General features: G+C 68.9%; 6 protein-coding genes. 4 read left to right on the top strand and 2 right to left on the bottom strand.

Translation table 11 applies throughout. The features are described from left to right. Positions 1-66: 66 nt before the first annotated feature. Together Q7W82_RS03365 and Q7W82_RS03370 are read left to right on the top strand one after the other, a co-directional pair. Positions 67-3,096 carry a TonB-dependent receptor gene (locus Q7W82_RS03365; RefSeq protein ID WP_242157490.1) on the top strand — a complete coding sequence of 1,010 codons (3,030 nt, stop codon included), beginning with the start codon at positions 67-69 and terminating at the stop codon, positions 3,094-3,096. A 118-nt stretch (positions 3,097-3,214) separates the two neighbouring features. Further along, on the top strand, positions 3,215-4,732 hold the full coding sequence (locus tag Q7W82_RS03370) for a tryptophan halogenase family protein (protein ID WP_242157488.1): 1,518 nt from the start codon (positions 3,215-3,217) through the stop codon (positions 4,730-4,732). A 187-nt stretch (positions 4,733-4,919) separates the two neighbouring features. On the opposite strand, the gene pyrF is transcribed toward Q7W82_RS03370, so the two are convergent. Then, on the bottom strand, positions 4,920-5,654 hold the full coding sequence (pyrF, locus tag Q7W82_RS03375; RefSeq protein ID WP_242157486.1) for an orotidine-5'-phosphate decarboxylase: 735 nt from the start codon (positions 5,652-5,654) through the stop codon (positions 4,920-4,922). After that, a complete protein-coding gene (locus tag Q7W82_RS03380; RefSeq protein WP_242157477.1) occupies positions 5,651-6,565 on the bottom strand; it encodes a 5'-nucleotidase, lipoprotein e(P4) family in 915 nt (304 codons plus the stop codon). Before Q7W82_RS03380 ends, pyrF begins: the two co-directional genes overlap by 4 nt. A gap of 595 nt (positions 6,566-7,160) precedes the next feature. On the opposite strand from Q7W82_RS03380, the gene Q7W82_RS03385 reads away from it, so the two are divergent. After that, a complete protein-coding gene (locus tag Q7W82_RS03385; RefSeq protein WP_242158378.1) occupies positions 7,161-8,801 on the top strand; it encodes a ShlB/FhaC/HecB family hemolysin secretion/activation protein in 1,641 nt (546 codons plus the stop codon). Positions 8,802-8,869: 68 nt separating this feature from the next. Further along, entirely contained in the window at positions 8,870-24,220 is a 15,351-nt protein-coding gene (locus tag Q7W82_RS03390) for a hemagglutinin repeat-containing protein (protein ID WP_353949509.1), read from the top strand. Positions 24,221-24,226: the final 6 nt, after the last annotated feature.

Genomic DNA, 24,226 nt, shown 5'->3' on the forward strand with positions numbered 1-24,226 from the left:
TCGTTTTTGCACCACCTAGAAGAACACAACAACGATCCCGTTTACCGCCCTGGGAGGGCTTTTGTCATGAAGAAATCGCGTTCCGCCTCCAACCTGCCCGCACGCAGCCTGCTGTGCTGCGCGCTGGCCACCTGCCTGTTCGCCACGATGCCGGCGATGGCGCAGTCCAGCAGCGCCACCCTGCGCGGCCAAGTCGCCGCCGCCCAGGCCGGCACCGAGGTCACCGTCACCAACATCGCCACCGGCTCGGTGCGCCGCGCGCCCGTCGCCGCCAACGGCAACTACACCGTGGTCGGCCTGCCGCCGGGCACCTACAAGGTCGAGGCCAACGGCGTCACCAAGACCGTGACCCTGCAGGTGGCGTCCTCGTCCACCGTCGATCTCGATGCCGGGACCACGGCCGCCGGCGGCAACGCGACCACGCTGGACACCGTCACCGTCAGCGCGCCGTTGCTGAAGGACGTCAAGACCTCGGAAGTGGGCAACGTGGTGTCGCTGCACCAGATCCAGCAGCTGCCGCAGGCCACCCGCAACTTCCTGGAGTTCGCCGACACCGTGCCGGGCATGGTGTTCCAGATCGACGGCAACGGAAACACCAAGCTGCGCGGCGGTGCATCCAACGCCAGCGCCGGCAACCTGTACATCGACGGCGTCGGCCAGAAGAGCTACGTCAAGGGCGGCGGCATCGCCGGCCAGAGCGACACCCAGGGCAACCCGTTCCCGCAGCTGGCGATCGGCGAGTACAAGGTCATTACCTCCAACTACAAGGCGGAGTACGGCCAGATCAGCGGCGCGGCGATCACCGCGGCCACCAAGTCCGGCACCAACGAGTTCCATGGCGAGGCCTTCTATCGCTACACCGACCAGGATCTACGCGACAAGCGTCCGGACGAGGCGAACGGCAAGATCGATTCGCAGACCAAGGAATACGGCTTCGCGCTGGGCGGCCCGATCATCCAGGACCGCATGCACTTCTTCGTCGCCTACGAAGGCAAGGAGAACGTGGTGCCCAAGAGCGTGCAGGCGGACAACACGGCGCAGCCGTACGTCGGCTTGCTGCCGTCCAATCTGTCGAGCCAGTTCGGCGCGGCCAACATGCCGTTCACCGAGGACCTGTACTTCGGCAAGATCGATTTCGAGCCGACCGACCGCGATCGCATCGAACTGAGCGGCCAGTACCGCGACGAGACCCAGACCGGCAACGTCGGCGGCACCAGCACGCCGGAGCACGGCACCGACAAGATCAACAAGGACAAGCGCGCCAACATCCGTTGGCAGCACAGTGCCGACAATTGGTTCAACGAGTTGATCGTCGGCACCGAAGATTCGGAGAACAACCCGAATCCGAAGAGCATCGGCAACGGCATCGTCTACAAGTACCTGGCTCCCCGCGCCGGCTCCACCGACGTGGACGAGTACACCTTCCTGGAGACCGGCTCCGCCGGCGGTTTGAACGTGCAGCGCAAGAGCCAGAAGGGCTGGTTCCTGCAGAACGACCTGACCTTCACCAGCTTCCAGTGGCACGGCGAGCACACCATCAAGATGGGCGTCAGCTACAAGGACATCAAGCTGACCTCGCAGGATGCGGCCGCGCTCAACCCGCAGTTCAGCTATGCGGTCAACAGCAGTGGCGTGGCCGCCACGCCGTACCGCGTGGACTACGTCGCGCCCTACAACACGCCCGGCCAGAAGGCTACGGTGGAGTCGCCGTCCAAGCAGTACGGCATCTACATCCAGGACGACTGGGCGGCCACCGACAAGCTGATGATCAACGTCGGCGTGCGTTGGGACTACGAAGACAGCCCGGCCTACACCGACTTCGTCACCTCGCAGGCCTTTGTCAATGCGCTGTACTCCGACGATCCGGCCAACCCGGGCCAGCCCTGGGCCAACCGCCTGCTGCCCAGCGGCATCAATGCCGCCGACTACATCAGCACCGGCCGTAACCGCAAGAATTTCAAGGATGGCTGGGCGCCGCGCCTGGGCTTCTCCTACGACTTCTTCGGCGACGAGAGTGCGGTGCTGCACGGCGGTGCTGGCCGCTCCTACGATCGCAATCTGTTCGAACAGCTGGCGCTGGAAACCAGCAAGGCCGCGTTGTCGCCGGTCGCGGTGTACTTCCAGAACCCGGCCACCGGTCAGTGCTACCGCAGCGACCGCGTCTGCACCGCGTGGGATCCGCGCTACCTCAATGGCGTGGATCAGCTGAACACCATCCCCGGCGTCAGTGGCAGCGCCGAGCTGTTCATGTTCAACAACCACCTGAAGACGCCGTACAGCGACCAGTACAGCATCGGCATCACCAATCAGGTCGGTGACTGGCAGACCGACGTCACCTTCCAGCGCATCCTCAGCTACGACGGTTTCGCGATGTCGCTGATCAACCGCTATCCGAACGGCGCCTACTTCCAGAACGGCAGTGCGCCGTGGGGCGAGCCGGTGCCGGGCTACCAGAACACGATCATCGGTATGAACGGCCTGGAGCAGCGCAGCAGCCAGGTGCTGCTGTCGGCCGACAAGCCGTACACCAAGGAATCGGGCTGGGGCCTGACCCTGTCCTACACCCACACCAGCGCGCGTCAGAACCGCAACATCGACGAGCCGTACGCGTTCGACAAGGCGACCATCCACGACTATCCGTTCGTGAAGTCCGATGCCGTGTCGGCGCACCGCTTCGTCGCGTCCGGCTCGATCGATGGCCCGTGGGGCCTGACCTTCGGTGCCAAGGTGGTGCTGGCGACGCCGGAACCGATCAACACCATCGCCTGCTACGGCCACACCGATGCGGACGGCGCGACCTGCCAGCAGGTGGCGGCGGTGCCGCCAGGCAGCGGCAAGTTCCTGGTCGGCGGCAAGATCTGGGGCTACCGTACGGTCGATTTCCAGGCGACCAAGGACTTCACCGTGTACAACGACTTCAAGTTGACCGCACGCGTGAACCTGCTCAATGCCTTCAACTTCAAGAACTACGCGTCGTACTCGTACAACGATTTCGGTTCCGATGGGCGTTTCGATCCGAACATCACCATCAACAAGACCGGCGACATCATGTACGTGCCGCGCACCGTGACCTTCGAGATCGGCGCCAAGTTCTGATCCACGGCATGACCCACGCGCGTGCCCGACCGGCGCGCGTGGGGATTCAACGGACGGGGCCGCGTGGCCCCGTCCGCGTTTGCGGTCGCCTCTTTCCTCGGTACAGGACCACGCACGCATGATCGCCGCCCCTCTCCGCAACCTGGTCATCGTCGGCGGCGGCACCGCCGGCTGGATGGCCGCTGCCGCGCTGGCGCGTGTGCTGGGCCCCGACTACCGCATCACCTTGATCGAGTCCGAGCAGATCGGCATCGTCGGCGTCGGCGAGGCCACCGTGCCGCACATCAAGGCCTTCAACAATCTGCTCGGCATCAACGAGGCCGAGTTCGTGCGCCACACCCAGGGCAGCTTCAAGCTCGGCATCGAGTTCGCCGACTGGCAACGCCCCGGCACGTCCTACGTGCACGGCTTCGGCACCGAGATCGGGCATCCGCTCGGGCTGCTGCCGTTCCAGCAGTACTGGTTCAAGCAGGCGCTGGCCGGCAAGGCGAAGCCGCTGGGCGCCTATACGCTCAACACCGTCGCCGCCAAGCGCGACCGGTTCATGACCTCGGCCACGGATGTGCCGCCAAATTCCCCGCTGGCCAACATCGCCTACGCCTACCATTTCGATGCGGCACTGTATGCGGGCTTCCTGCGCCGCTACGCCGAACAGCGCGGGGTGACCCGGCGCGAGGGCATCGTCGAGGAGGTGCAATTGCATCCCGAATCCGGCGACGTGCTTTCGGTGCGCCTGGCGTCGGGCGACACGATCGCCGGCGACCTGTTCATCGATTGCTCCGGCTTCCGCGGTCTGCTGATCGAGCAGGCGCTGCACACCGGCTACCACGATTTCAGCCATTGGCTGCCGTGCGATCGCGCGCTGGCGGTGCCTTGCGCCAAGATCGGTCCGCCCACGCCCTACACCCGCGCCACCGCGCGCGCGGCCGGCTGGCAGTGGCGCATTCCGCTGCAGCACCGCACCGGCAACGGCTATGTGTACTGCAGCGCGCACATCAGCGACGACGAGGCCGCGGCTACGCTGCTGGCCAACCTCGACGGCCCGGCCCTGGCCGATCCGCGCCCGCTGCGCTTCGTCACCGGCCGCCGCAAGCAGGTGTGGAACCGCAACGTGGTCGCGCTGGGCCTGGCCAGCGGCTTCATGGAACCGCTGGAATCGACCAGCATCCACCTGATCCAGTCCGGCATTTCCAAGCTGCTGGAACTGTTCCCGCGCGAGGGCATCAGCCCGGTGCTGGTGCGGCGCTACAACGAGCGCATCGCGTTCGAATTCGACCGCATCCGCGACTTCCTGCTGCTGCACTACCACGCCACCGAACGCGACGACAGCGCGTTCTGGCGGCACTGCCGCAGCATGCCGATCACCCCGGAACTGCAGGAGACGCTGGGGCTGTTCCGCGACAGCGGCCGCTTCTACCGCAACGGCGACGAGATGTTCGCCGAGATCAGCTGGGTGCAGGTGATGGTCGGGCAGGGCATCCTACCGCGTGCCTACCACCCGCTGGTGGACCAGGTGCCGCAGGCCGACCTGGAGCGCTTCATGGCCAGCGTCGAGCAGACCATCGGCCATTGCGCCGACGCGATGCCGCCGCACCAGGCCTTCATCGACCGCTACTGCGCGGCCAAGCCTGCGTAAGCACTGCCCGCGCTGCGCGGACAAAAAAAGAGGCCACGCGCACCAGGCGCGGGCCTCTCCAAATCCGACCGAAGCCGGAGAACGGTGTTGGCACATCTCCGGCAAGGCCGGACGCTGGGCATGCTACCGGCACGCCGAAGCTAATGCAATGGTTTAATAATCTACGTCTAAGCCATTGATTTTAAATTCAATGGCCGGTGCGGCCAGCCAGCGTCGCGGCGATTTCCTGCTGGATCGCCTCGGCCGCGGCACGCGGGTCGGCGGCCTGGCGGATCGGCCGGCCGACCACGATCGCATCGGCGCCGTCGGCGAAGGCCTGGGCCACGCCCACCGTGCGCTGCTGGTCATCGCCGACCGGACCGTCCGGGCGGATGCCCGGGCAGACGATGGAGAAGCCGGCGCCGGTGGCGCGGCGGATCGGTGCGGCTTCCTGGCCGGAGGCGATCACGCCGTCGATGCCGGCTGCCTGCGCGGCCAGCGCACGTTCCACCACCACGTCTTCGGGCGCGCGGTCGATGCCCATCGAGGCCAGGTCAGCGCGGCCCATCGAGGTCAGTACGGTCACCGCCAGCAGGCGCATGTCGCTGCCGTTGGCCTCGGCCGCGGCCTGCATCATCGGCGGGTGCCAGCCGTGGATGGTGCAGTAGTCCACCGGCCACTGCGACAGCCGCCGGATCACCCCGCCCACCGTGGCCGGGATGTCGAAGAACTTCAGGTCCACGAACACCCGCTTGCCGCGCCCGGCCAGCGTGTCCAGCACGTCGAAGTACTCGCCGGAGGCCAGCAGTTCCATGCCGATCTTGTAGAACGCCACCGCGTCGCCGAGCCGCTCGATCCACTCCAGCGCCTCGCTGCGCCCGGGCACGTCGAGGGCGAAGATCAGGCGCTCGCGCGGCGTCAGTGGCAGCGGCGCGCGGCTCACTGCGCCAGCTCCAGCGCCTGCACCTTGGCCTGGTGGCGCGCGGCCCGCGACTGGGTGAAGTCGTTGTTGAACAGCGCCGGTTCCCAGGAGCCGTAGCTGGGGTTGGGCAGCATCCACCAGCGCTCGCCGAACCAGTCGTGGTACTGCTGCAGCAACTGCGCGCGGCCTTCCGGGGTGTTGGCCACCACCTGCGCGAAATCGCCGAGCTGGTCGCCGAACTGCATCAGCACGCGGTATTGCTGGCCGACCAGCTTGCGCCGGCAGTTCTTCTCCGAGCCGTTCTGCTCGCAATCCTTGACCACCGTGCCCAGGCCCAGCAGCACGCTGTTGTCGGCCACCGGCAGGCCGGCGCTGCGCAGGTTGGCCAGGGTCGCGTCGGTCAGGTGCACGGCGCGGTTGGTCACGTACAGCACGGTGACGCCCTTGGCGGTGGCGGCCTTGGCGAAATCGACCACGCCGGGGATCGGCTTGGCCTTCTTCTCGGCGACCCACTGGTCCCAGGTGACCTCGTCGTACTCCTTGCCGTTGCGGATCAGGCGCGCCTGGTAGGGCGAGTTGTCCAGCACCGTTTCGTCCACGTCCATCACCACTGCCGGTTTCAACCCGGTGGCGGCGTTGCCGCGCTCCTCCGGCACCAGCGCGTCCCAGTTCGGTTCCTTCAGCGCGGCATCCAGGCGGTCGGCGGCGGCGCGATAGGTCTGCTCGGCCAGGGCCTGGTACTCGGCCGAGCGCTGCATCCACAGCACCGCGTTGAGATTGTCGTCGGCCGCACCGGGCGTGGCCGCAGCGGACGCGGCGGCAGACGCCGTGGCGGCCGGCTTGGCGGCAGGGTCGGCGACCTGTGTCTGCGGCTTGCAGGCGGACAGGGCGAGCACGGCGCAGGCCAGTGCGGTGCGGGCGATCGGAGTCATCGGGCGCGGGAACCTAGGCAAATGAACCGCGGATTTTAGCCGGTTGCGATGACAGGCGTGCCGGGTGCCTGGCACTGCTGCGCAGCGCGTGGCCGCCACTATGAGGCGACCGTCTCGGCTGCCTGGATGCAGGGCGAGCCGACACTGCGAAGGACCGCCACCGTTGCTGCGTCGACGCCGGGCCCGCTGCCGCAATGACTGCACCGGCCATGTCGCGCCGAGCGCAGTGGTCGGTTCAGGACGCAACCTCTGCGACTTGGCACGGGGAGGCGACGGCGCCACGCGGGGCGCTGCCGTGGCCATGAAATGCGTGACAAGCGTCACCGCAAAAAGCGACGTGACGCACGTAAATGCTTGTTTTGACGGGAATTTCCTGACGCCGTGTCGGGAGTTTCCGGATCGCGCCGCGCTGTGGTTTGCACCACACTTATGCGTACGGAAAACCGCGCAACGCGGCGCCTTGTGCGCTGCAGCGTGATCGCGCCTGCACCTGCAGGCAAACGCCGGAAGCGTCACAGGGGACGTTGCAGTGGATCGCTGGAGAAAAGGAGCTTCTCGCATTGTGCTGGCTGCGTGCCTGCTCGCCGGTGTGTCCATGGCGCAGGCGCAGGAACCGCCGAGCACGCTCGACCGCCAGGAACAGCTGCGCCAGGCCGAGCAGGTGCAGCGGCAGCAGGAGCAGGACCGGCAGGCGCCCTTCGTGGGCCCGCGCGAGGCCGAAGCGCCGGCCGACATGCGCAGCACCGCCTTGCCGACCGAAGCCTTGTGCTTCCCGATCCAGCGCATCCGCCTCAGCGGCGGCGGCCCCGATGCGGCGCGTTTTTCCTGGCTGTGGCGATCGCTGCGCCGCTACGAGGGCCGCTGCATCGGCACGGCCGGCATCGATCTGATCCGCCGCCGTGCGCTGGACCAACTGGTCGCGCGCGGGTTCGTCACCACCCGCATTGGCGTGCCTGCGCAGGACCTGTCCCGCGGCGAGCTGCGCTTCGAGCTGCTGCCCGGGCGCCTGCGCCAGGTGCGCGTGCAGTCGGCGGACGGCCGCGTGTTCTGGCGCGGTGCGCTGCCGCTGCGGCCGGGCGATGTGCTGGACCTGCGCGCGATCGAACAGGGCGTGGAGCAGTTCAAGCGGGTGCCGTCGCAGGATGCCAAGATCGACATCGCCCCGGGCGAGCAGCCCGGTGAATCGGACCTGCTGATCACCGTGCAGCGCAGCCGGCGCTGGCGCGCGGTGCTCAACGCCGACGATTCGGGTGTGCGCGCCACTGGGCGCTACCAGGGCGGCGTCGACGTCGCCCTGGATGCGCCGCTGGGCATCAACGACCTGCTCTCGATCGGCTACACCCACGACCTGGTCGACGACGGTGCCCAGCGCGGCACCCGCGGCAACAGCCTGTCCTACAGCGTGCCGTGGGGCTGGTGGACGTTCTCCCTGTCGCTGTCGTCGTACCGCTACCACCAGCAGGTGGAGGGTTTCCGCCAGAGCTTCCAGTCCAGCGGCAGTTCCGACAGCGCGCAACTGGATCTGCAGCGGGTGATCCACCGCACCGGTACCAGCAAGACCACGCTGGGCATGGTGGTGGCCAAGCGCGCGGCGCGCAGCTACCTGGATGGCGTGGAGATCGGCATCCAGCGCCGCCACACCACCAGCGCCGAGCTCTACCTCAGCCATCGCCACTACCTGGGCAAGCTGCAACTGGACACGCGCCTGGGCCATCGCCGCGGCACGCCCTGGTTCGACGGGCAGTGGACCGGCTACGACCCGGCAGTGGGCTTCCCCGGCTACCGCTACGGCGTCACCACGCTCGACGTCAGCGCCGGCCTGCCGTTCGCGCTGGGTCCTCTGGCGATGAGCTGGGACAGCAGCCTGCATGCGCAGACGTCTTCGCAACTGCTGCTGGGTTCGGAATTCATCACCCTGGGCGGGCGCTACAGCGTGCGCGGCTTCGACGGCGAACGCACCCTCGGCGCCGAGCGCGGCGCGTACTGGCGCAACAGCCTCAACCTGCCGGTGCAGCGCCTGGGCATCACCCCGTACCTGGGCGTGGATGCCGGCCGCATCGCCGGGCCGAGCGCCGCCGGCCTGGCCGGGCGCAGCCTGGTCGGCGGCTTCGTCGGCGTGCGCGGCGCGCATGGCGGGCTCAGCTGGGATGGTTTCGCCGGCTGGGACCTGCACGCGCCGCGCGACTTCCACAGCGCGCAGCCGGCCTACGGCGTGCGCCTGATCTACCAGTTCTGACACGTCCCTGCCGCCGGCCGGCGGCAGGCAACGCGATGGGTTTTGCCGCGGTGCGCGGCACGAGAGACATGACGATGCACATGGACCGTACCGACCGCCGCCACCGCCTGCTCGAGCCGCTCAAGCGCGGCCTGGCCGCCTTGCTGTGCTGCACCGTCACCTGGACTTCGCTGCCGCTGTACGCGCAGGTTGCGCCGGTCGCCAATCCGGACGGACGCCAGCCCGGCCAGCAGGCCGCCGCCAACGGCGTGCCGGTGGTCGACATCGTCGCCCCCAACGCGCGCGGCGTCTCGCACAACCGCTATTCGCGCTTCGACGTCGGCAGCAACGGCCTGATCCTCAACAACAGCGCGCAGATCTCCAAGACCGAGCTCGGCGGCTACATCGCCGGCAACGACAACCTGAAGAACAGCGGCGCGGCCACGCTGATCCTCAACGAAGTCACCTCCACCACCAGCCGCCTGCAGGGCTATACCGAAATCGCCGGCGCCAAGGCGCAACTGGTGATCGCCAACCCCAACGGCATCGTCTGCGACGGCTGCGGCTTCCTCAACACCTCGCGCGTCACCCTGGCCACCGGCACCCCGCTGCTCGGCGCCGATGGCGCCTTGAACGGGTTTTCCATCACCGGCGGCGCGCTGAGCGTCGGCAGCAATGGCCTGGATGCGTACAACGTCGACCGCCTGGACCTGCTGTCGCGGCAGTTGAGCGTGGGCGGTTCGGTGTGGGCCAAGGACCTGCTGGCCAGCGCCGGTGCGCAGCGCATCGGCTACGACGGCATGCTGCTGGAGGTGCTGCCGGGCAGCGATGGCGCAGCGCCGGCGATCGGCATCGACGTGGCGTATCTGGGCGGCATGTACGCCGACCGCATCCGCCTGATCGCCACCGAGGCCGGCGTGGGCGTGGTCAGCCGCGGCACCCTGTCCGCGCAGAGCGGCAGCCTGCAGATCGACAGCGCCGGCCAGCTCAGCCTGGCCGGCACCGCGGTGGCCCGCGACGACGTCGACCTGCGCGCGAGCGGCGCGCTGAGCCAGCAGGGCGTGCTCGGTTCGCAGCAGGCCGGCGTGCGCCTGCGCGCCGCGCAACTGACGCTGGGCGGCGACACCATCGCCCATGGTCTGCTCGACGCCGCCGCCAGCGGCGCGCTGGTGCACAGCGGGCGCAGCAGCGCCGGCGCCATCACCCTGTTCGGGTCGGAACTGGATGCCGGCGGCAGTCTCTACAGCGGCGGCGATCTGGCGCTGAGTACCAGCGGCGAATTGCGCAGCAGCGGCAGCGCCTACGCCGGTGGCGCGGCGCAGCTGCAGGCCGGAGCGGCCTGGCTGCAGCAAGGCGGCACCGTGCAGAGCGCCGGCAGCCTGGCGGTGCAGGCGGCGCGGATCGATGCCGCCGGCGTGCTCGACGCCGGGACCGGCCTCAGCCTGCGCAGCGATGCCGACATGCGCCTGTCCGGCCTTGCCCAATCCTGGCAGGACGCCAGCGTGCAGGCCGGCGGACGCGTGGACACGCTCGGCCAGCTCAGCGCCGGCGGGCGCCTGGATCTGGGCGCGGCGGCGATCGGCAATGCGGCCGGTGCGGTGGTCTCGGCCGGCGGCGACGTCGCGCTGGCGACGCCGGGCGCGCTCGACAACGCCGGCACCCTGTACGCCGGACGCGACCTGCGCATCGACGCGGCCAGCGTCGGCAACACTGGCGGCAGCTACGCCGGGCGCAACGCCACGCTCGCCACCACCGCGGCGCTGAACAACAGCGGCAGCCTGGTCGCCGGCGCCGCGCTGAGCGTGGACGCGGCGCAACTGCGTAGCAGCGGCGAACTCGGCAGCCAGGGTGGCGACGTCGCCCTGCGCAGCCGCGGCGACCTGGCCCTGGCCGGGCAGGTCGCGGCGAAGGGCGCGCTGACCGCGCAGGCCGGCGGCGCCTTGCTGCAAGCGGGTACCCTGGGCGCAGGCAGCGCGCAGCTGCAGGCCGCCGGCGACGCCACGCTGGACGGCGTGGTGCGTACCGATGGCGACCTGCAGTTGAGCGCCGATGGCCAGTTGCGCAGCAGCGCCACCCTGGCGGCCGGCGGCAACGCCACGCTGCACGCGCAGGGCGCCTTGCTGCAGAGCGGGCAGGTGCAGACCGGCGGCGCACTGGCGCTGGACGGCGCCAGCATCGCCCAGGCCGGCGTGCTCGACGCTGGCACGACCCTGGCGCTGCGCAGCGCCGGCGACCTGTCGCTGGCCGGCACCGTGCAATCGCGTGGCGACCTCACGCTGACCGGCGTCGGGGCGCTGCAGAACCAGGCGCAGGTCGTGGCCGGCGGCGCGCTCAGCGCCAACGCCAGCAGTCTCAGCAACGCCGCTGGCGCCAGCCTGTCGGCCCTGGGCGATGCCAGCCTGAGCAGCGCGACCGTGCTGTCCAACGACGGCCAGCTGTACGCCGGTGGTGCGCTCGGCCTGCGCGCCGGCAGCCTCGCGCAGGCCGGCTCGGCCAATGCCGGCACGACGCTGACGCTGACCGTGGATGGCGCCGTCGCCAACCAGGGCGACCTGGTCGGCGGCAGCGATGTGCAGATCGATGCCGGCAGTCTCGCCAGCAGCGGCCAGCTCGGCAGCCAGCACGGCCAGGTCCTGCTGAACAGCCGCGGCGACCTGCAACTCGATGGCGTGGTCGTGGCCGCCGGCGCCTTGAACGCGCAGGCGCTCGGCGATCTGCAGCAGCGCGGCAGCCTGCGTGCGGCCGGCGTGCAGCTCGCCGCTGCGGGCGACCTGGGCGTGGCCGGCACCGTGCAGAGCACCGACACCCTGCAACTGCAGGCGCAACGTGCGCTGCGCGTGGACGGCCAGGCCAGCGCGAGCGGCGCGGTCGGCGTCAACGCCGCCAGCGTCGCACTGGGCAGCGGCGCCATCCTGCAGAGCGCGACCGCCCTGCAGGTGGATACCGCCGTGTTGGACAGCCAGGGCACGTTGGACGCAGGCACCGATCTGCGCCTGCACAGCACGGGCGACATGCACCTGGCCGGCCTCGCCCAGGGCGGGCGCGATGTCGCGGTGCTGGCCGACGGCACCCTCGACAACCAGGCCAAGGTATTCGCCGGGCGCGCGCTGCAGCTCACCGCCGCCAGCGCCAGCAACCAGGCGCAAGGCCAGTGGCTCGCGCAGACGACGCTCGACGCCAGCGTACAGGGCACCTTCGACAACGCCGGTCTGGTACAGGCCGGTCAGGCCGCGACCTTGACCGTGGGCAGCCTGCAACAGAGTGGCCGCACCTATGCCGGCGATACGTTGACCGTCCAGGCAACGACCGCGTTGGGCAATACCGGCGACCTGATCGGCAAGCACGATGTGGCGATCAGCGCCGGCAGCGTGACCAGCAGCGGCCAGCTGGGCAGCCAGGACGGCCAACTGCGCGTGACCAGCGCTGGCGATGTGACGCTGGGTGGCAGCGTCATCGCGGCGCAGGCGTTGAGCGCCACCGCAGTGGGCGACCTGTGTCTGGACGGCGTGGCCAAGGCGAGCGCGATCGCCCTGAGCGGGCGCGATGTGGGCGTCGCCGGTGCGTTGCAGAGCGCCACCGGTGCGACGCTGCAGGCGCAGCGTGCGCTCGGGGTCGATGGCCAGGCCCTGGCCACCGGCGACCTGCAGTTGCAGGGTGCCAGCATCGCCACCGGCAGCAATGCCGTGCTGCAGAGCACGGCCGGCGCGATCACTCTGCAGGGCGGCAGCATCGACAGCCAGGGTGCGCTCGACGCCGCCACCGACCTGACCCTGCACACTCAGGACGCGCTGCGCTTGGCCGGCATCGCCCAGGGCGGCAACGACGTGCTGCTGACTGCCGCGGGTGCATTCGACAACAGCGCCCGCGTGGTGGCCGGGCGCGATCTGCAGGTGCAGGCGGGCAGCGCGGTCAACCGCGCTGCCGGCACGCTCGCGGCCGGTCGCGGACTGGATCTGCACGTCGATGGGTTGCTCGACAACGCCGGCCTGCTGCGCGGCGAGCAGGCGCTGACCCTGCAGGCCGGCAGCCTGCAGCACAGCGGCACGCTCTCCACTGGCCAGGCGCTGACGCTGCGTAGCAGCGGCGCGATGGACAACCGCGGCAACGTGATCGCTGGCGGCGATCTGCTGGTGGACGTGGGCAGCCTCAGCAACAGCGGCCAGCTCGGCAGCCAGAACGGCCAGGTCACGCTCACCAGCCAGGGCGACCTGCAGTTGGGCGGCAGCGTGATCGCCGCGCAGGCACTGAACGCCACCGCGCTGGGCGACCTGCGCCTGGACGGCGTGGCCAAGGCGCGCGCGATCGCCCTGAGCGGGCGCGATGTCGGCGTCGCCGGTGGATTGCAGAGCGCGACCGGCGCGACGCTGCAGGCGCAGCGTGCGTTGAGCGTCGATGGCCAGGCGCTGACCAGCGGCGACCTGCAGCTGCAGGGCGCCAGCGTCGCCACCGGCAACGCCGCAGTGTTGCAGAGCACGGCCGGTGCGATCACCTTGCAGGGCGGCAGCATCGACAGCCGCGGCACGCTCGACGCCGGCACCGATCTGGGCCTGCACAGCGATGGCGCCCTGGCCGTGGCCGGCGTGGCCCAGGCCGGCCGCGACCTCGCGCTCACTGCGGGAGCGCAGCTGACCAATGCCGGACAGGTGCTGGCCGGGCGCGATCTCACCGTCACCGCCGCCGGCATCGCCAACGTCACCGGCGCCAGCCTCGCCGCGCGCGGCGCGCTGGGCCTGACCACCGCCGGCACGCTCGCCAATGCCGGCACCCTGCAGTCCGGCCAGGCGATGACCCTGCAGGTCGGCGACCTGCAGCACAGCGGCCAGGCCTACGCCGGCGACGCACTGGGCCTGCACGCCAGCGGTGCCATCGACAGCCAGGGCGAACTGATCGCCAAGCGCGACCTGCAGCTCGACGCCGCGCGCATCGCCAGCACCGGCCAGCTCGGCAGCCAGAGCGGCCAGGTGACGCTGACCAGCCAGGGCGACCTGACTTTGGGCGGCACCGTCGCCGCCGCCACCGGACTCAGCGCGCGGGCACAGGGCGATCTGCTGCAGGCCGGCACGCTCAGCGCGCAGGCACTGGACCTGCGCGCAGGGCGCGACCTGTCGCTTGGCGGCCAACTCGCCACCACGCAAGGACTGCAGGCGCAGGCGCAGCGCGACCTGCAAGTGAACGGCAGCCTCAGCGCCGGCCAGGACGCCACCCTGCAGGCCGGCGGCACCCTGCGCAGCGGCAACCAGAGCGTGCTGCACAGCGCCGGCGCGCTGCAGTTGAACGGCGCGGCCATCGACAGCCAGGGCACCGTCGACGCCGGCACCACGCTGGCGATGACCAGCACGGGCGATCTCGCACTCGGTGGCCTGGTGCAGTCCGCTTCGACGCTCGACCTACGCGCCACCGGTGCCCTTAACAATGCCGCCCAGGTGGTTGCCGGCACCGACCTGAGCATTACCGCCGCCAGCGCCACCAACAGCGCCAGCGGCATGCTCGCCGCCCTGGGCAATGGCACCTTCACCGTGAGCGGTCTGCTCAGCAACGCCGGCGCGCTGCGTGCGCGCCAGCGCCTGCAACTGGACGTCGGTTCGCTGCAGCAGACCGGCCGCAGCTACGGCGTGCAGCGCCTGGCGCTGACCGCCAATGGCGCCATCGACAACCGCGGCGATCTGATCGCCGGCAGCGCCTTGCGCGTGCAGGCGGCCAGCGTCGCCAGCAGCGGCCAGCTCGGCAGCGAAACCGGCGACGTGGCCCTGGTCAGCCAGGGCGATCTGACTCTGGGCGGCACCCTGGCCTCGGCCGGCGCCTTCAGCGCACAGGCCGGCGGTGCGCTGACCCAGAGCGGCGCCTTGAGCGCGGCGACCACGCTGCAACTGCAGGCGCATGGCGACCTGACCGTGGCCGGTACGCTCAACGCCAACCAGGTCGTGCTCGGCAGCGACGCCGGCGTGCTCCAGCACGGCACCGTCAGCGGCGCCGACATCGCGCTGCAGGGCCAGCGCATCGACAACGCCGGGCAGACCCTGTCCAGCGGCAATCTGCGCCTGAGCGGCGGCAACGTCGCCATCGGCGGTGTGGCGGCGGCGGGCGTGCGCGCCGATGGCGGCCTCGGCAACAGCGGCGCGCTGACCCTGCATGCCGATGGCACGCTCAGCGCCAGCGGCCGTCTGATCGCCGCCGGCAACCTCGCCGCCGATGCCACGCAACTCGCGCTGGCCGGCAGCACCGCCCGCGTCGGCGGCGATGTCGCGCTGACCGCGAGCGGCGACGTAGATCACCGCGGCGCCGACCTGCTGGCCGGCGGCCTGCTCACCGTGCGCGCCGGTGGCGCGCTGGACAACAGCGCGCTCAACGGCGTCGGCGGCACACTACAGGCGGCGGGCCTGGACCTGGGCGCGGCGACGCTGCGCAACGGCAGCGGCAGCCTGGTGCAGAGCGGCAGCGGCACCACTCGCATCGCCGTCACCGGCGCGTTCGACAACGGCAGCGGCCGTCTGGTCAGCAACGGCAGCGCCCTGCAACTGGGCGCGGCGTCGATCAACAACGCGCAAGGGCGCATCGAACACGCCGGTAGCGGCACGCTCACGGTCAGCAGCAGCGGCGCCCTCGGCAATGCCGGCGGTCGCATCCTCACCCAGGGCCAGCTGCAACTCAGCGCCGGCAGCACGCTCGACAACCAGGGCGGCGCCATTGCCGCGGCCGGCGATGCCAGCGTCACCGCGGCCGGACTGGGCAACGTCGGCGGCAACGTGTCCGCGCGCGGCCTGAACCTGCAACTGGGCAACGGCGCGCTCGACAACCGTAGCGGCGTGCTGCAGGCCGCCGGCGGCAGCCTCGTGCTGCGCGCCGACAGCCTCGACAACCGCGGCGGCACGCTGCAGGCGGTGAGCGCCAACGGTGCCGGCGGCGATCTGCGCGCCGATCTGGCGCATGCGCTGACCAACGATGGCGGCCTGCTCGGCGCCAGTACCGATCTGGCCCTCAGCGCGGAGAACGTCAGCAACAGCGCCGGCACCCTGCAGGCCGGGCGCGACCTGGCGTTGACCACGCGTGGCCAGCTCGACAATCACCAGAGCGGCCGCATCGGCGCCGCCCGCGATCTCAGCGTCGCGGTCACCGGTGCGCTGCTCAACAGCGGCGGCCAGCTCGACAGCGGCAACGCCATGACCCTGTCCGGCGGCCGCATCGACAACAGCCAGGGCAGCATCGCCAACAACGGCGGCGGCCTCACCCGGCTCACCACCGGCGGCGAGTTGCGCAACGTCGGCGGCAGCCTGGGCGGGCGCGGCAGCGTCGTGCTCGACGCCGCCAGCATCGCCAACGCCAGCGGGCAACTGGTGGCCGGCGGCGACCTGATTGCCAACACCAATGCGCTCGACAACCAGGGCGGCAACGCCTACGCCGGCGGCAGCATGCTGTTGCAGCGGAGCGGTGCCACGCTCGACAACCGCAACGGCAAGATCAAGGCCGAACAGGCGGTGCGCCTGACCCTGCAGAGCCTGAGCAACAGCGGCGGGCAGATCGGCGCCGGCAGCAGCGCCGGTGGCGCGGGCGACGTGGTCATCGACACCGTCGGCTTCGACGGCGGCGGCAGCATCCTCGGCCAGAACCTGCTCGACCTGACCATCCGTAGCGACTACACCCATCGCGCCGGTGCCGACATCACCAGCAATGGCGATTTCCGCCTGGCGGTGGGCGGCAACTTCGTCAACGCCTCGGCGCTGCAGGCCGGGCGCAGCCTCGGCATCAATGCCAGCAGCATCAACAATGTGGCCGGCGCCAGCATGCGCTCGGGCAACGTGCAGTTGAACACCGGCGGCAGCGTCACCAACGCCGGCGACCTCTCCGCCAGCGGCAACCTGCAGGTCACTGCCGGGTCGGTGTCCAACACCGGCAGCCTGGTCGGCGGCAACGTGCTGGTGGATACCGGCACCCTGGTCAATGGCGCCGATCTCGGCGGCGCCACCGACAACGCCGCCTACGGCAGCGCGCTGATCGGCGCCACCAGCGGCATGACCTTGCTGGTGCGCGACCAACTGGTCAACCGCGACGCGAAGATCTTCAGCCTCGGCAACATCGCCATCGGCGCCGCGCGCGACGGCAACGGTACCCTCACCGCGCGCACCGGCACGCTGGACAACGTCTCGGGCAGCATCGAAGCCGATGGCAGCATCCTGATCGCGGCCAATCAGATCAACAATCGGCGGCGCACGATCGCCACGGCGACCTCGGCCATGACCGCGGACGAGCGCGCCGCGGCGAACCAGGCGATGCCGGAGCAGGAACTGCGCAACGACCCGGAACCTGCTGGTCATCGTGGCCACAATCTCGGGTTGTTCCGGACCTTCGACGCACAGTCGCGCGAACGCGTGACCGCGGCCAGCGCCGAAGGCCGGATCGTGGCCGGTGGCAACATCGCGCTGTCCGGCAGCGTCGCCAACACCGCGTCCACCATCGCGGCGGGCGGCGGCCTGTGGGTCAACCAGCGCGGCGTGTCCGGTCTGGCCGACGGCATGATCGGCGGCAACGAAAGCGTGCTCAACCAGGCGCTCGCGCTGAAGCAGACGGTGAACTACACCGACACCGAGTACACCGACAGCCCGCGTTCCGGCGGCTGCACGCCGCCCCCGGGCAAGACGGCCTGCAGTATCGACGACTCCGAATCGCAGTCGGGAACCGGCAGCATCGGCGGCACGCGAGCGTCCGTCGTTGGAACCGGCACACTGCAGAACACATACATCGCCCTCGCCGCCAACATGACCGGCGGCCAGGGCGTGGCGATCAACGGCGCCACCATCAGCAACGGCGCGGTCGGCAGCGATGGCCGCAGCATCAGCGGCGCCGCCTTCAATGCCACCCAGGGTGGCGTCCTGAACCGTCGCGGCGCGCAGAGCGCTGGCGGCGCCGGCGGGATCGCCGTGCAGGCGCAGACCGCGGCCGCCACCGGCAAGGCTGCGGTCGGCAACCGCATCGTTGCCGCCAGCCTCGATGCCATCCGCATCGACGACGGCCAGGCCACCCTGGCCAACGGCGGCAGCGCCACTGCGTCCCAGGTCCAGGCCAGCGGCGTGCAGGCCCAGCTCGGCGGTGCCAGCAGCGGCAGCCGCAGCCAGGTCCAGGCCGGCACCGCGCAGGCGGTGCTCACCGCTGGCACCGTGCCCGGCCAATACCAGCAGGTCGACCCCGGCACCGGCCAGGTGCCGCAAGTGGTCGGCGGCGTCGGTGCGCCGCTGGGTAACATCGTGTTGCCGATGGGCGGACTGTATCGCTTGGTCGGCAGCAGCGGCGCCAGCGTCAACACGCTGGGCCGCGCCGCCAACGGCCTGGGCGGGGTCAAGGCCAACAACAGCGCCCCCGGCCGCCGCTACCTGATCGAGACCGATCCGCGCTTCGTCGACTACAACAACTTCATCAGCAGCGACTACCTGCTCGACAAGCTCGGCGTGGATCCGCAGTGGACCCAGACCCGCCTGGGCGATGGCTTCTACGAACAGCGTCTGGTCCTGGACCAGATCACCCAGCTCACCGGCCGCCGCTACCTGGGCAACTATGCCGACGGCGTGGCGCAGTACCGTGCGCTGCTGGACGGCGGCGTGGCCGAGGCCGACGCCTTGCACTTGAGCGTGGGCGTGGCGCTGACCGCCGATCAGGTCGCCGCGCTGACCCACGACATCGTGTGGATGGTGGAACAGGAGTATCAGGGCCAGAAGGTGCTGGTGCCGGTGGTGTACCTGTCGTCGAAGACCGCGCTGACCCTGCGCAGCGACGGCGCGCTGCTGGCCGGCGGCGCGGGAGACACCGTGCTCAACGCCACGGCCGATCTGAGCAACAGCGGCACCATCAGCGGCGCCAACGTCAGCGCCACCGCCGGCAACCTGCTCAATCAGGGTCGCATCGCGTCCGGTGGCACGGTGGCACTGCAGGCCAAGCAGGATCTGCTGAACCTCGGCGGCCAGATCGCCGGTCGCGACGTGCTGCTCAGCGCCGGTCGCGACCTGACCAGCAGCACCAGCGGCGATGCCATGAATGGGCGCTCCAGCATCGTGGCGCAGGGCAATCTGCTGCTGCAGGCGGGGCGCGACATCAGCCTCACCGGAACCACGGTCCAGACGGGCAACAGCGCAGCGCTGCAGGCCGGGCGTGACCTGATCCTGCAACCCACCGCCAGCACGCGGGAGAAGGGGGAGCTGCACGATGGTGTAGGCACCAGCCTGACCATCGGCAACAACCTGTCCCTGCAGGCCGGCAACGACCTGCAACTGCACGGCGTGACGATCGCCGCCGGCGGCGACGCCGCGTTGCAGGCCGGCCACGACTTGTCGCTGACCCCGGCCACCGACGCCAACGGCAAGGCGACGGTGCGCACCAGCATCGATACAGGCGGCAGCCTGCAACTGGCCGCCGGCAACGACCTGACCATTCGCCAGGCGCAGGTTACCGCCGACGGCAACCTGATCGCTTCCGCCGGCCACGACCTCAACGTGACCTCGGTACTGGGCGACAGCCACACCGTTACCGAGGCGAGCCGCCAGGGCAAGACCAAGGTCGTCACCACCACGACCACCCAGGACATCGACCAGCAGTCACTCAACGCTGGCGGCAACCTGGTGTTCAGCGCCGGCCACGACGTCAACCTGACCGCCGCCAAGCTCGACGCCGGCAACGGCCTGGCCGTGGTCGCCGGCAACGACCTCAACAGCACCACGCTGACCACGGTCGACAGCAGCACCACCCTGGAGACGCGCAAGCGCTACAAGCAGACCACCAGCACCCGCGACGAGACCGTCCACGGCACCGAGTTCACCGCTGGCGGCGACATCGCCCTGCAGTCTGGCCACGACGTGAACCTGACCGCGGCCAACGTGTTCACCGACAAGGGCACGCTGGCCGTGTCCGCCGGCAACGACGTCAACCTGCTCGCCGAGCAGGAGCAGCACGACGCCGTGCAGGACATGCAGAAGAAGAAAAAGGGCTTCCTGTCCAGCAAGACCACGACGACGCATGACGAGTGGCACGACAGCCTGGCCGTGGGCACGTCGCTGGACGCTGGCAGCGTGCAGATCAAGGCAGGCAACGACATCGCCGTGGTCGGCTCGACCGTCCTGGCCCAGCAGGACGCGCGACTGGTGGCCGGCAACGATGTGGCCATCGTCTCGGCGCAGGACCAGAGCAGCGAAGCGCACAGCAGCGCCCAGAAGAAGTCCGGCTTCAGCGCCAGCTTCTCCGGCGGCGTGGCCAGCCTCGGCTACGGCAAGTCGCGCAGCAGCAGCGACAGCAGCACCGAGAGCACCACCCAGGTGGCCTCGGCAGTCGGTGCCAAGAACGGCAATCTGCTGATCAATGCGGGCGATCACCTGACCATCGGTGCCTCCGACGTCGCCGCCGGCAAGGACCTGACCCTGGTGGCCAAGGACATCGCGCTGCTCGCGGCACAGGACACGGTGGACAACCAGTCCAACCAGTCGAGCAAGTCCAGCGGCTTCTCCATCGGCGTGACCTACGACCCGGCCGCGGCGTATCGCAGCGCACGCGACTCGGCGACCAGCAACATGCCCGACAGCGGTTCGACCATGGGCAAGCTCAGCCGCCGCGCCGAGGGCGATACGGCCGGCACCGCGGCCGCACTTACCCCAGTGGTGATCCAGGCCGGATCGCATAGCTCCACTGCCGGTCAGAACGACAGCACCAGTACCGCGCGGGTGAGCCAGGTCAGCGCCGGCGGCAACCTGACCCTGCTCGCCAGCGACGGCTCGATCACCAGCCAGGGCACGCAACTGTCGGCCGAGGGCAACGCGCTGTTGCTGGCGAGCCAGAACATCGACCTGGGCGTGGCGCATACCACCGAGTCCAGCGGCAACGACAGCCGCGGCAAGGGCTGGAGCTTCAACAATGCGGCGGGCCTGCCGTTCGGCAACTACAACCAGAAGGGCAACGGCAACGGCCAGACCGATACCATCACCGGCACGCAACTGTCGGTGGGCGGCAACGCCAACCTGAGCACGACCAAGGGCGACATCACCCTGACCGCCAGCAATATCGCGTCAACGGGCGATGTGACCATGCATGCCGCCGGCGACCTGACCATCCAGAGCGGGCAGGACACCGCCGGCAACGCCAACGTCTCGGACAACAAGGCGATCGGCACGGTGGTCATCTCCGACACCGAGCGCTTCTCCGGCTATCACACCGAGAAGCACCGCGACGACAACGCCACGGTGACGCAGGTGGCCAGCAGCGTGGGCAGCCTGGGCGGCAACGTCAACCTGAGCGCAGGCGGCACCTACACGCAGAGCGCCAGCAACGTGGTCGCGGCCAAGGACGTGGACGTGACTGCCGCGTCGATCCAACTGCTCACCGCCAACGACAGCCATGCCGCGTCCTCGCAGGACGACACGCTGAAGATCGGTGCGTTCGCGCGGGTGAAGTCGCCACTGATCGACCTGATCAACAACGTCGATGCGGCGCGCAACTCCGACGGCAGGCTGTCGGCGATGCAGGGCATGGCGGCAGTGGCCAACGGCTATCAGGCCGCCAGTGCGATCAGCAGCATCGCGCAAAACGGTGGCAGCGGCGCGCTGGTCAGCGTGGAAGCGGGCGTGGGCTATGCCACCAGCACGGAGAAGTACAAAGCCGGCAGCCAGACCGCGCAAGGCTCGACCATCAGCGGCGGCGGCAACGTCAGCCTGACCAGCACCAGCGGCGACCTGCACGTGGTGCAGGGCAACCTGAAGGCCGGCGACACCCTGAGCCTGGACGCAGCGCGCGACCTGGTGCTGGAAGCAGGCAACTCCTCGGGTTCGGAACAGAGCAAGGGCAGCAATGCTGGGTTGGAAGTGGGCGTGGGCGCATCGGTCGGCGCGCAGACCGGCGTCTATGCCTATGTGCAGGCCAGCGTCGGCAGCCATTCCTCCAACGCCGACAGCGCCACGTGGAAGAACACGGAGCTGGCCGCGCAGAACATCGCCCTCACCTCGAAGGGCGACACCACGCTGCGCGGCGCAGTAGCCAAGGCCGACCGCATCGACGTGCAGACCGGCGGCGATCTGACCATCGAGTCGCTGCAGGACACCTCGAACATCCAGTCCAAGGAGAGCGGCTATGGCGGCCGCATCCAGGTGTCCTTCGGCACCGCCTGGGACGCCAGCGGCTACGCCAGCACCGCCAACGCCAACGGCACCTCCTCCGGCGTGACCGAACAGTCGGGCCTGTTCGCCGGCAAGGGGGGCTACCACGTCGATGCGGGCAATGTGAACCTGGTCGGCGGCGCCATCGCCAGCACCAATGCGGACAATAGCGAACTGACCGCCACCTCGCTGACCTTCAGCGACCTGCAGAACCGGATGGGCTACTCGGCCAGTTCTGGCAGCCTCGCTGGCGGGTTCGGTAGTAGCGGTACTGGTCAATCGTCTACCGGGGCCGATGGCAGCACGGTGGGCGGGCAGGCACGAGACATCGGCAACACGATTGCCAACGGCAACTACGGCTCAGTCAACAGCGGCGGGCTGGGCGGCGGGCTGCCGATGTCCCAGAGCGGCAACGACAGCACGACCACGCGCGCCACGCTGACCGAAGGCAACATCACGATCGGCGGCAAGCGCACCACGGCGGCTGAGACGGGCATCAACACCGATGCCAGCAAGGCGACCGAGGCGCTGGCGACGCTGCCGGACGTGCGCAAGGTGTTGGCCGAACAGCAGGCCATGGGCGCGGCCGCCGGGACCGTGCTGGAGACCAGTCGGCAGGTGGCAGGTGACATCGCAGCCAACGCGGCACAAAAGACTGCCGAGGCGCGCGATGCCTACCTGGAAGGCCTGAACGGCGATCAACAAGCGGCGTTCGCGAAGCTGGACCCAACTCAGCAGCAGGATCTGTTGCTGAGCCAGAGTGCAGCCTACCGAGATGCCTATACCAGCCAAACCCAATGGGGCACGGGTGGCGAGTACAGCCGCGCCTTGCAGGCAGTGACCACCGCACTGGTGGGCGGGGTGTCGGGCCAGAGCGGCACGCAGGCGGCAAGCAACGCGCTGGCGCCGTACGCGGCGCAACTGATCGGGCGGACCTTCGATGGCGACCACGGCAGCGACCCGAATGCGGCAGCGCAATTGCTCTCGCATGCGCTGCTGGGTGCTGTGCTGGCCGAGGCCAACGGCAGTTCGGCCGCAGGCGGTGCACTGGTCGGCGCCGGTGGTGAGCTGGCGGCCCAGTACCTGACAAAGACGCTCTACGGCGCCGACGCCAAGCCGAGCGACCTGTCAGAGCAGGACAAGCAGACGATTCTGGCACTGTCGCAGGCGGTTGGCGCGCTGGTCGGCGGGATCACGGGCGGAAGCTTGAATGACACCGCCGTCGGCAGTGCGATCACGCGCAATGCGGTCGAAAACAACCGCATGCTGACGGACATAGAAATCAATCGGATCAAGGAACTAAGCAAGGGTGATACCGCCGAAGAGGCACGGCTCACTGCAGCCGCATGCGCGCTAGTGAAATGCTCTGCTCAATATGCGGATGGTAGTGAAGAACAAAAATTCTGGGCAGCTGTTGAAGCCGCGGGTGTTCCGCTCAAAGACGAGCAAGATCTGCTGTCGACGCAGACGTACAAAAATTTCGGCACAAGTCTCGCAGCAAAAACGGGCAAAGCGCCTGACGAGCAACTGTTCGACTATGGGGTGTTGGATGTAGCGACAGATGCTACGACGAAGTGGGATAACAGCAATGGACATCCCTTTGCGCGCTTGGGCGGTGCATTACAAGCAGCAACGGGCGCAGCAGCCATGTCCGCAGGTAGCGGAGGATGCTTAGAGACCGCCATTTCTTGTGTACTTATACCTTGGGGTGCAGATCAGACTGCCGCCGGCTTTGAAACGGCGGCAACGGGTGAAGCGACGTCCACGTTAGGTGGAATGCTACTCAGCAAAACAGGGCTGCCCACGCCTTATGCAGAAGCGCTCTATTCCCTAATTGGATTTGTTCCATCTGGCGCGGTTCCCAGTTTGGGTAGATCAGCGGGGACTCTGCCGATAAAAAATCTCGAGCCAGTAGATGCAGTGGTAGATGATGCCGCACGCCTTGGATTGGGAACGCCAAACAACTTGTTGCCGGATGCAATATGGGGCGATGGTATGATCAATCACCCTGTGCGAGTAAATAACCGAGTGTTGGAAAACCCTCGTATTGGTAGCGCCAACAAATTGGATGATGGACAACACGGCTTCAGTGATTTTATTGATAACTATGCAGATGATGCATCTGTATTTAGCATACCAGTCAGGGGGCCTAAAGGTGTAATACTAGGAACCGCGGAGCTGAGACAATTGGAAGGATCCAATAGAGGCGTGAACGGTGTCTTCGAATGGATTGTTGACAGTGATGGAGTGACGCATAGGCGATTTATCCCTGGTGGGAAAGTTACAGGCTATCCTAATCAGACGCCCAGCAGAGGAAAGTAGTAAATT

The sequence above is a fragment of the Xanthomonas indica genome, assembly GCF_040529045.1.
In the GTDB taxonomy this organism is placed as follows: domain Bacteria; phylum Pseudomonadota; class Gammaproteobacteria; order Xanthomonadales; family Xanthomonadaceae; genus Xanthomonas_A; species Xanthomonas_A indica.

Coding starts and splice junctions, on each gene's coding strand:
- Q7W82_RS03390 (WP_353949509.1), top strand. CDS start 8,870: ATGACGATGCACATGGACCGTACCGACCGCCGCCACCGCCTGCTCGAG.
- Q7W82_RS03380 (WP_242157477.1), bottom strand. CDS start 6,565: ATGACTCCGATCGCCCGCACCGCACTGGCCTGCGCCGTGCTCGCCCTG.
- Q7W82_RS03385 (WP_242158378.1), top strand. CDS start 7,161: ATGGCGCAGGCGCAGGAACCGCCGAGCACGCTCGACCGCCAGGAACAG.
- Q7W82_RS03370 (WP_242157488.1), top strand. CDS start 3,215: ATGATCGCCGCCCCTCTCCGCAACCTGGTCATCGTCGGCGGCGGCACC.
- Q7W82_RS03365 (WP_242157490.1), top strand. CDS start 67: ATGAAGAAATCGCGTTCCGCCTCCAACCTGCCCGCACGCAGCCTGCTG.